The sequence below is a fragment of the Streptomyces sp. NPDC058872 genome, from assembly GCF_042743065.1.
Classification (GTDB): Bacteria; Actinomycetota; Actinomycetes; order Streptomycetales; family Streptomycetaceae; genus Streptomyces.
Genome location: NZ_JBHYMK010000004.1, coordinates 188,814 through 198,491 on the forward strand (window position 1 = coordinate 188,814; position 9,678 = coordinate 198,491).

The following is a 9,678-nucleotide window of genomic DNA, read 5'->3' on the forward strand; positions in this document are numbered from 1 at the left end:
CCGCCCCGGGGTAACGGCCCCGCCACCCCTGGCCGGCCCGGGGCGCGCGGGGGGGGGTGGGCGCCCGGGCCCCGCTGGGCGCGGGCGGCACGCGCCGGCGGGGGGGGCGGCGCGTCGCGCCGCCCCCCGCTCCGTCGTGCGGACTAGCTCAGACCGTTGCTGAGGGCGCCGACCAGCTCGCCGTTGCTGGTGTCACCGCTGAACTCCCAGAAGAACGCTCCGCCGAGGCCCTGGTTCTTGGCCCAGCCCATCTTCGAGTTCACGGTTGCCGGGGTGTCGTAGCTCCACCAGTTGGTGCCGCAGTGGGCGTACGCCGTACCCGCGATGGTGCCGTTGGCCGGGCAGGAGTTCTTGAGGACCTTGTAGTCCTCGATGCCCTGCTCGTAGGTGCCCTGTGCGGGGCCGGTCGCGGTGCCGCCGGGGGCGGACTGGGTGACGCCGGTCCAGCCGCGGCCGTAGAAGCCGATGCCGAGCAGCAGCTTGTTCGCGGGGACGCCCTTGGCCTTGTACTTGGCGATGGCCTCGGCCGAGTTGAAGCCCTGCTGCGGGATGCCGGCGTACGAGGTGAGCGGGGAGTGCGGGGCGGTCGGACCCTTGGCCGCCCAGGCGCCGAAGAAGTCGTACGTCATCACGTTGAACCAGTTCATGTACGGCGCGGCGCCCGCGTAGTCGGTGGCGTCGATCTTGCCGCCGGAGGAGGCGTCGGCGGTGACGGCCGCGGTGACGATCGCGTTGGAGCCGAACTTGGCGCGCATGGCCTGCATCATGGTCTTGAACGCGTTGGGGCCGCTGCTGTCGCAGGACAGGCCGCAGGCGTTCGGGTACTCCCAGTCGAGGTCGATGCCGTCGAAGACGTCGGCCCAGCGCGGGTCCTCCACCAGGTCGTAGCAGGACTGGGCGAAGGCGGTCGGATTCTGCAGGGCCTGGCCGAAGCCGCCGGACCAGGTCCAGCCGCCGAAGGACCAGATGACCTTGATGTTCGGGTACGCCTTCTTCAGCTTGCGGAGCTGGTTGAAGTTGCCGCGCAGCGGCTGGTCCCAGGTGTCGGCGACGCCGTCGACGGACTGGGCGGCGGTGTAGGCCTTGTCGTAGTCGGCGTAGGCGTCACCGATGGTGCACTTGCCGCCGGTGACGTTGCCGAACGCGTAGTTGATGTGGGTGATCTTGGACGCGGAGCCCGAGGTCACGATGTTCTTCACGTGGTAGTTGCGGCCGTAGACGCCCCAGTTGGTGAAGTAGCCCATCTTCACGACGTTCGGCGGCGGGTTGCCTCCGCCACCGCCCGTGGTGCGGACGGGGGTGGCGCCGCTGGCGGGGCCGGTCTGGTCGATGGTGTCGCGGGCGACGACCGTGTAGCTGTAGTCCGTACCGGCGCTCAGGCCCTGGTCGGTGTAGCTGAGGCCGGTGGTGGTGGTCACCTTGGTGCCGTCGCGCAGGAGGTCGTAGTTCTTGACCCCCTTGTCGTCCGTGGCCGCGGTCCAGGTGAGCTTCACCGAGGTGTCGGTGACGTTCGAGGCGACCGGGGCGCCGGGGGCCGAGGGCGGGTTGTCGCCGGGCTGGGTGCTGCCGTCACAGGACGCACCGTTGATCTTGCACCCGCTGGGGGCCCCGGGGCCGGTGCCGTTGTAGCCGAAGGAGACGGAGGCGCCGGGGGCGAGGGTGCCGTTCCAGCCGACGTTCTTGGCGGTCCAGTGGGTTCCGGAGCTGGTGACGGCGGCGTCCCAGGCGGAGGTCACCGCGGTGCCGGAGGGGTAGTCCCACTCGACGGTCCACGAGTTGATGGTGGTCGTGCCGGTGTTCTTGATGGTCCAGTTGGCACCGAAACCGGTGCCCCAGTCAGAGGTCTTGGTATAGGTCGCGGTCGCCGAGGTGGCCGCCTCGGCGGGGGTCGCGAGGCCGACCATGGCGGCCAGGGGCAGGATCAGGGCGGTCAGTCCGGCGGCGGTCCGGTGTCTGAACCCTGTTCTGCGCGTCGGTGCTTGAGTGCTCAACGGGTGCTCCTCAAGTTGCGGACGGACAAGGTGGGGGTGGTCCGTGAAGATGCGCGCGCCCCGAGAGCGTAGGAAGGTCTGGACCAATCGTCAAGAGGTCCAGACCAACGTCGGCGAGGTCGGTTAAACCCCCAACTCCTGTGCCAGCACGGCGGCTTGGACCCTGCTCCGCAGTTTGAGCTTCCCCAGCACCTTGCTGACGTGGGTCTTCACCGTCGCCTCCGCCATGTCCAGACGCACCGCGATCTCCGCGTTCGACAGTCCCTCGCCCAGCGTCGACAGCACCTGCCGCTCGCGGGGCGTCAGCGCCTCCAGGACCGAACGGTCCGCCCCCCGCCCCGCCCGCGCGGGACGTCCGGCCGCGGCGAACTCCGCGATGAGCCGCCGGGTCACCGCCGGGTCGATCGAGCCCTCGCCGCGCCCCACCGTCCGCACCGCCTCGATCAGCTCCCGGGCCTCCGCGTTCTTCAACAGGAAGCCCGCCGCGCCCGCACGCAAGGCTCCGAACACATAGGCGTCCAGATCGAAGGTGGTCAGGACGAGGACGTCGGCGAGGCCCTCCGCCACCACGATCCCGGTCGCCGTCACCCCGTCCATCCGGGGCATCTGCACGTCCATCAGGACCAGGTCCGGGCGCAGTGCCCGCGCCAGCTCCACCGCCCGCTCGCCGTCCGCGGCCTCGCCGACCACCTCGATGTCCGGCGCGCTTCCCAGGATGAGCACCAGCCCCGCCCGCACCGCCGACTGGTCCTCGGCCACCACCACCCGGATCGTCATGGGTTCCCCGCCTCCTCGTCCGCGGGCAGCTCCGCCCGCACCTGCCACACCGCTCCCGAGGCCGCCGCCCGGAACGCCCCACCGAGGAGCTCCGTCCGCTCCCGCATCCCGATCAGGCCCGATCCCGTCCCCGGTGCGCCCGGTCCGGGCCGCTTCCCGTACGGAGAGTCGACCGCCACCGTCAGGACCCCGCCGCGGTGGCCGATCCGGACGGTGACCGTGCCGGGGGAGGCGTGCTTGACCGCGTTGGTCAGCGACTCCTGGACGATCCGGTACGCCGCCAGCTCCACCGGAGCCGGCAACGGGGCCCCGTCCGGTCTCCTGAGGTCCTCCAGGACGAAGCCCAGGCCACCGGCCGAGCCGTTCGCGCGGGCCCGTCCGACCAGCTCCGTCAGGCCGTCGAGGCTCGGCACGGCTCCCGGCACGGCCTCTCCGGCGCTGTCCCGCAGCAGTCCGATCAGCCGGCGCATTTCGGCGAGGCCCGCCACGCTGTTCTCCCGGATCACGGTCAACGCCCTGTGGGTGGTGGCCGGTTCGTCGAGGGAGAGCGCGGCCGTGGAGTGGATCGCGATCGCGGACAAGTGGTTCGCCACCACGTCGTGCAGCTCGCGGGCCATCCGCGCCCGCTCGGCGACCACGGCCTGGGTCCGGTCCATCTCGGCCAGCAGCGCGGTCTGTTCGGCCCGCAGCCGGGCGGCCTCCGCCGCGTCCCGGTGGTTGCGGACGACCGCTCCCGTGATCGCCGGCAGGAAGGAGACCATGCCGGTGACCATGCCCACGAGCAGTGCATAGGCGTTCTGCCACCAGACCAGCAGCACCACGGTCAGCGTCACCGCGATCAGTCCGGTGGTGTACGGGATGCGGCGGGCCGAGGCCGGCGGGCCGTACACCACCGCCGCGTAGACCAGGTCCGTGAACATCAGCACCGTGGCGAGGTTGCCGTTGGTGAACTGGTCGCCCGCGATCGTCAGGGTGCCGACGAACAGGGCCGTGCGCGGGGCGGTCCGGCGCACGGTCTCCACCGAGGCCATCACGGCCAGCGGGACGAGGGCCGCCCACCGCTGCTCGAAGACGCGACCGAACGTCATGTACAGGCCGTATGACCACAGGAGCAGTCCGCAGGTGAGCCCCGACAAGGAGAGGAGGAGGTCGACGCGATGCGGGCGGGGGAGGGACACCCGTCCATCCAACACGTCCCGCCCGACGGGCACCTCGCGGTCCAGGGCGATCCCTCCTTCCGTCCGCCTCCGTCGAACGATGTAGACGGGGTTCGTCATCGGCGACGACGGACCGGCCCGGGGCGCACGGCAGGCTGGAGGGGAGCCGAAGGGGGAACCGCCGTGATCGTCACGCTCATCGTGGTCTGTGAGGTGGGCTTCTGGGCACTGCTGGTCGCGGGCCTCACCGCCCGCTACCTCCTGAAGGCGCCCCGGACGGGGATGGCGCTGCTGCTCTGCGAGCCGCTCTTGGAGGTCCTGCTCCTCGTCGTCACCGCGATCGACCTGAAGAACGGCGCCGATCCGAGCGCGAAGCACGGCCTCGCCGCCGTCTACCTCGGCTACACCGTCGGGCACGGCCACCGCACCGTGCGGTGGCTCGACGGCCACGCCGCCCACCGCCTGGCTGGCGGCCCGGCGCCGGCGAAGCCGCCGAGGTACGGCGCGGCCCGGGCCCGTCACGAAGGCCGGGTCTGGCTCGGTTCGCTGCTCGGCGCCACCGTCGCCACCGTCCTGCTGTTCCTCGCCGCCCTCTACGTCGGCGAGGACGGGAACACCGAATCGCTGCGGGAGTGGACCGACGGCGCCTGGTGGGTCGTCGGCCTCCACGGTCTGATCGCGCTCAGCCATGCGGTCTGGCCGAAGAAGGCGCCGAAGAACGGTTCAGCGCTCCCCGCCCGGGACCCAGAGCACGTCGCCGACCTCCCGGTTCGCGGTGCGCGCGAGGATGAAGAGCAGGTCCGATAGCCGGTTGAGGTAGGTGGCGGTCAGCGCGTTCATCGTTGCGCCGTGCACCTCCAGGGCCGCCCAGGTGGAGCGCTCCGCCCGCCGGACCACCGTGCACGCCTGGTGCAGCAGCGCCGCACCGGGCGTGCCGCCCGGCAGGATGAAGGAGCGCAGCTTGTCGAGCCCCTCCAGGAAGCGGTCGCAGTCGGCCTCTAGCTTGTCGACGTATCCCTGCTCGACGCGCAGCGGCGGGAACTCCGGGTCCTCCACGACCGGCGTGCAGAGGTCGGCGCCCACGTCGAAGAGGTCGTTCTGGATCCGGACGAGGACCTTCACGACCTCCTCGTCGAGCTGCCCGAGGGCGACGGCCGTCCCGATGGCGGCGTTGGCCTCGTTGGCATCGGCGTAGGCCGAGATCCGCAGATCCGTCTTGGTGGTGCGGCTCATGTCGCCGAGCGCCGTGGTGCCCTGGTCGCCGGTACGGGTGTAGATGCGCGTCAGATTGACCATGGGCCCAGCCTAGTGAGCCGCCGGCGCTCCGGAAGGCCCGTGTGCCGACCGTCACGGCGAGCGCCGCCGGGGCCGGGACGAGCCGCACCCGGTACGGCGGGGTCGGCGCCGTGGGGCGTGCCCGGAAGGTCCTCGCGCACGCCGTGCGGGCCCGAGGACCACCCGTACGGCCTGTCGTGAGTGTGACGTCCGTCAAACGGGGCGTGACGCGCGTTACTTCGCGGTCACATGACGCCCCGCGACCGCTAATCTCCGCCGGAGAGCCAGAAGTGAACAGGTGTTGAGGGGTGGAAGATCGTGGCCAGGAAGCTCGCCGTCATCGGAGCCGGACTCATGGGGTCCGGCATCGCGCAGGTCTCGGCCCAGGCGGGTTGGGACGTCGTCCTGCGTGACGTCACCGACGCCGCCCTGGCCCGTGGGACCGACGGCATCAAGGCGTCGTACGACCGCTTCGTCGCCAAGGGCAAGCTCGGCGAGCAGGACGCCGAGGCCGCCCTCGGCCGGATCACCGCCACCACCGAGCTCGACGCCGTCGCCGACGCGGACGTCGTCGTGGAAGCGGTCTTCGAGGACCTCGGCGTCAAGCACGAGATCTTCCGCTCGCTCGACAAGATCGTCAAGGACGGCGCGGTCCTCGCCTCCAACACCTCCGCCATCCCGATCACCAAGATCGCTGCGGTCACCGGGCGCCCGGAGGCCGTCGTCGGCGTCCACTTCTTCTCGCCCGTTCCGATGATGCAGCTCGTCGAGCTCGTCCGCGGCCACAAGACCGACGACGCCACCCTGGCCGCCGCCCGTGAGTTCGCCGAGTCCGTCGGCAAGACCTGCATCGTCGTCAACCGCGACGTGGCTGGCTTCGTCACCACCCGCCTCATCTCCGCCCTCGTCGTCGAGGCGGCCAAGCTCTACGAGTCGGGCGTCGCCACCGCCGAGGACATCGACACCGCCTGCAAGCTCGGCTTCGGCCACGCCATGGGCCCGCTCGCCACCGCCGACCTCACCGGCATCGACATCCTGGTGAACGCCGCCAACAACATCTACACGGAGTCCCAGGACGAGAAGTTCGCGCCGCCGGAGCTGATGCGCCGGATGGTGGACGCGGGTGACATCGGCCGCAAGAGCGGGCAGGGCTTCTACAAGCACTGAACCCGGACCGCCACCCCGCCCTCACTCCAAGGGGTGAATTTCGGTGTCGGTTCGCTGACAAGGCGCAACGTATCTGCCGATGCGGCAGTCAGTTGTTGGGAAGACGGAGCACTCTCGGGGAGCGCATATGCACATCAGGGGCGACCACGTCGAGCTGGTCGTCGGGGGCCGCCTCGACGTCCGCAGCGCGGCGGACGCCCGTACGGTCCTGCACTCGGCCGTTGACGACGGAGTCGGCGACCTGGTGCTCGACCTGACCGGCCTCGACTCCTGGGACGCCACCGGACTCGGCGTGATCATGGGCGCCCACCGGAGGGCCGGCCGCTGCGGCAGACGGCTCGTCCTGCGCGGAGTGCCTCCCCAGATGCAGCGGCTGCTCGTCGCCACCCGACTGCACCGCATCCTCGCCATCGAGGGCGGCCTCGCCCTGGAGTCCTTGCCCCGGGTGTGAACCCCAGGAGCACCCGGAGCCCCCACCGACTGCGGAACAGTCGTGCGAACCAGGCGTCACACCCAATCCTCACGAGACCGTGACGTCTTGGTCTCGGGAGCACCCCGGCTGTTCCCGACGGTCTGACCAGGGTCTAGGGTTCGGTCGCCTGCACATTGACGGAACGGCCCGGCGGGCACCGGACAGCGCTTCTTGGGGGCTTGCACCATGGACCCGATCAACCCTGGGTCGGAGGAGTACGGCCACGACGCCGAGGGCGAGGAGACCCGCCAGGGGCGCGGCGGCTCCGCCCCGGCGCCCGTGCGTGCCCGCATCGTCCGACTCGTCGCGGGCGAACTGCTCCTCACCGTCAACCCCGTCGACGGCAGCGAGATCGAACCCTGCCCGCCCGGGCAGGAACCGGAAGCACCCCGTCCCCGCACCGCGGAGGAACGCGCCGAGGCCGCCCGCGCCGTCTCGCCGCCCGTTCCGCCGGGCCCGGCCGCGCCCGAGCTGCCGCTGCTCGAACGCCAGGAGGAACGCGAGCGGCTCACCGGGATCCTCACCCGGGGCCGCTCGGCCCGTCTGACCGGCGCCCCCGGATCCGGCCGCACCGCCCTCCTCGACGCCGTCGCCGCCGACTGCGCCGACCTGGCGCCCGACGGCGTCGTCCGTCTCTCGGGCCACCACCGCACCCCCACCGAACTCCTCCACGCACTCTTCACCGCGGTCCGGCACGCCCCGGGCCAGCGCCCCGACCGGACCGCCCTCCTCGACCGGATCCGCGAAGTCGGCGCCGTGGTCGTCGTCGACGACCTGGAGTTCGGCGGCACCGCCCTCGACGAGCTCCTCACCGCCGCCCCCGAGTGCGCCTTCCTCTTCGCCGCGGGGCCCGAGACACCCGCCCCCTCCGCCGAGGCCCAGGTCGAGGAGGTGCTGCTCGCCGGCCTGGGGCGCGGCGCTGCGCTGGAGCTGCTGGAAAGCGCCGTCGGTCGCCCCCTCACCGACGAGGAGGCCAACTGGGCCGGCGACCTCTGGTTCGAGTCCGAGGGACTCCCGCTCCGCTTCGTCCAGGCCGGCGCCCTGCTCCGCCAGCGCGACCGACTGCGGGTCTCCCCGGCCGAGTTCGATGCCTTCGGCGCCCTCGAAGAAGCCTTCGGCCCCACTGACCCCGACGCCGCCGCGGCCGTTGCCGCCGCCGCCTTCGACGGCGTGGAAGACCCCGACGTCGAGCTGCGCGAGATACCCCTGCCCAGCCTCGGCGAGGGCGCCGCACCCGCCGCCCTCCTCGCCTCCCGCCTCAGCCGCTCCGCCCAGGCCGCACTGCGCTTCGCCGTCGCCCTCGGCGGCGAGGTCCCGCACCAGGCCCACCTGCCGGCCCTCGTCGGCGACACCCATGCCGACGCCGCCCTCGGCGAGCTCGTGGCCTGCGGACTGCTCTCCCCGGTCGGCCCCCGTTACCGGCTCGCCTCCGGAGTCCTCGCCCAACTCCTGGCCAAGGGCTATGACCAGGAGGCCGCCGACCGCGCCCACACCGTCGCCCAGCACTACGCCTGGTGGGCGGCCCATCCCTCCGTCACCCCCCAGCGGGCCGCGGTCGAGTCCGACGCCCTGCTCGCCGCCCTCTCCGCGCTGATCCCCGCCACCGGCGAGGCCGCGGCCGAACACCGTGCCACCGCCGTCCGCCTGGCCCGCGCCGCGGCACCGGCCTTCGCCGCCGGCCAGCACTGGGGCGCCTGGGAACGGACCCTGCGCGCCGGCCAGGAGGCCGCCCGGCTCACCGGTGAAGTCGCCGAGGAGGCCTACTTCCACCACGAGCTCGGCGTCCTCGCGATCTGCACCGGAAACCTGGAGCGCGCCCGCGCCGAACTGGAGGCCTCCATCGGCATGCGGGGGGTGCTCGCCGACAAGCGCGGCACCGTCGCCGGGCGCAGGGCGCTCGCCCTCGTCGCCGACCTCTCCGGCGATCACGTCGGACCCGTCGTCGCCCGCAGCGAGGGGCCGGTCTCCCCGCCGCGCGGCACCCCCGCCCTGCGGGGCCCGGCCGCCCTCCCGGGCCCGGCCGCCCTCCCCGGCCCGGAGCCCGTCACGACCCCGCTGCCGAAGGGCCCCGCCCGGACCCCGGGGGCTGCTCCCTTCCCGGCCTTCCCGGACTTCGCCGACGAGGGGCCGACGGTCGTCACGCGCCCCGATGCCGTCGGGAACGGCTCCCGCCCCGGCCTCAAGGCCGGCATCCTCAACGGGGCCCGCCGCAACCTCGTCGCCGTCGGCGCCGGTGCGCTCCTCGTCGCGGTCCTCGGCACCGTCGTGACCCTCGGCGCCACCTCCGGCAACGGCGAGACGCCCGCCACCGACCGCATCACCTCGGACAGCACGGCGGACGGGAGCGGCACCGACGACGCCTTCGAGGACGAGGAGCCGACCGGAGGGGAGGGCGGCGATCCGGCCGAGACCGGGGGTGCCGTTCCCACCGACTCCGCGAGTCCCTCGGACCTGCCCGGCGGAACCCCGTCGGGACCGACGGGGTCGAGCACCCCCAGTGCTCCCAGCACCTCCGGCAGTCCGTCGTCCCCGGCCGCCCCGACGGCCACCACGGCCCCCGCGACGACGACGCCCCCGCCCACCGGCACCAGTTCCGGGTCGGCGCACCCGACGAGCAGTGCCCCCGAGCCCTCGTCGAGCTCGTCCTCGCCGACCACCTCGTCGTCGCCCCCCTCACCGGACCCGAGCACGCCCACAGCGACCGATTCCACGTCGCCGACGGCGGAGCAGAGCACCACCCTCGGGGCGCCGCCCTCCACCCCCGAGACCCCCGGCACGGAGTCGCCCGCCTGACCGGTCCCCGTCCGGAGACCCACGGACACGGGGGCGGCCCCGGGCG

Annotated in this window: 8 protein-coding genes; 4 read left to right on the forward strand and 4 right to left on the reverse strand. The window is 72.8% G+C overall.

All coding sequences use genetic code 11. From position 1 onward, the window contains the following. Positions 1–143: 143 nt before the first annotated feature. The 3 genes from ACFW22_RS04130 to ACFW22_RS04140 all read right to left on the reverse strand — a co-directional run bounded on the left by ACFW22_RS04130 (position 144) and on the right by ACFW22_RS04140 (position 3,946). Complete coding sequence (locus tag ACFW22_RS04130; protein ID WP_386398576.1) at positions 144–1,991, reverse strand: glycosyl hydrolase family 18 protein; 1,848 nt, start codon at positions 1,989–1,991, stop codon at positions 144–146. A gap of 123 nt (positions 1,992–2,114) precedes the next feature. Further along, complete coding sequence (locus tag ACFW22_RS04135; protein WP_386398579.1) at positions 2,115–2,768, reverse strand: response regulator; 654 nt, start codon at positions 2,766–2,768, stop codon at positions 2,115–2,117. After that, positions 2,765–3,946 (reverse strand): sensor histidine kinase, encoded by a 1,182-nt coding sequence (locus ACFW22_RS04140; RefSeq protein ID WP_386398584.1) that lies wholly within the window; start codon positions 3,944–3,946, stop codon positions 2,765–2,767. The genes ACFW22_RS04135 and ACFW22_RS04140 overlap by 4 nt, the downstream gene beginning before the upstream one ends. 162 nt (positions 3,947–4,108) lie before the next feature. Here ACFW22_RS04140 and ACFW22_RS04145 point away from each other — a divergent pair, with 162 nt between their 5' ends. Continuing rightward, positions 4,109–4,732, forward strand: a complete 624-nt coding sequence (locus ACFW22_RS04145) for a hypothetical protein (RefSeq protein WP_386398586.1) — start codon at positions 4,109–4,111, stop codon at positions 4,730–4,732. Here ACFW22_RS04145 and ACFW22_RS04150 read toward each other — a convergent pair. Further along, complete coding sequence (locus ACFW22_RS04150) at positions 4,649–5,221, reverse strand: cob(I)yrinic acid a,c-diamide adenosyltransferase (RefSeq protein ID WP_386398589.1); 573 nt, start codon at positions 5,219–5,221, stop codon at positions 4,649–4,651. The genes ACFW22_RS04145 and ACFW22_RS04150 overlap by 84 nt on opposite strands. A gap of 297 nt (positions 5,222–5,518) precedes the next feature. Here ACFW22_RS04150 and ACFW22_RS04155 point away from each other — a divergent pair, with 297 nt between their 5' ends. From ACFW22_RS04155 to ACFW22_RS04165, 3 genes are all read left to right on the forward strand, one after another. Then, positions 5,519–6,367 carry a 3-hydroxyacyl-CoA dehydrogenase family protein gene (locus ACFW22_RS04155; protein ID WP_386398593.1) on the forward strand — a complete coding sequence of 283 codons (849 nt, stop codon included), beginning with the start codon at positions 5,519–5,521 and terminating at the stop codon, positions 6,365–6,367. 127 nt (positions 6,368–6,494) lie between these two features. After that, positions 6,495–6,818, forward strand: a complete 324-nt coding sequence (locus tag ACFW22_RS04160) for an STAS domain-containing protein (RefSeq protein ID WP_030210572.1) — start codon at positions 6,495–6,497, stop codon at positions 6,816–6,818. Between the two features lie 207 nt (positions 6,819–7,025). Next, complete coding sequence (locus ACFW22_RS04165; RefSeq protein ID WP_386398595.1) at positions 7,026–9,632, forward strand: ATP-binding protein; 2,607 nt, start codon at positions 7,026–7,028, stop codon at positions 9,630–9,632. The last annotated feature ends 46 nt before the right edge of the window (positions 9,633–9,678 follow it).

Bases quoted from the DNA above. Each gene is read 5' to 3' on its own strand.
- ACFW22_RS04135 (WP_386398579.1), bottom strand. From the start codon at position 2,768: ATGACGATCCGGGTGGTGGTGGCCGAGGACCAGTCGGCGGTGCGGGCG.
- ACFW22_RS04150 (WP_386398589.1), bottom strand. From the start codon at position 5,221: ATGGTCAATCTGACGCGCATCTACACCCGTACCGGCGACCAGGGCACC.
- ACFW22_RS04160 (WP_030210572.1), top strand. From the start codon at position 6,495: ATGCACATCAGGGGCGACCACGTCGAGCTGGTCGTCGGGGGCCGCCTC.
- ACFW22_RS04165 (WP_386398595.1), top strand. From the start codon at position 7,026: ATGGACCCGATCAACCCTGGGTCGGAGGAGTACGGCCACGACGCCGAG.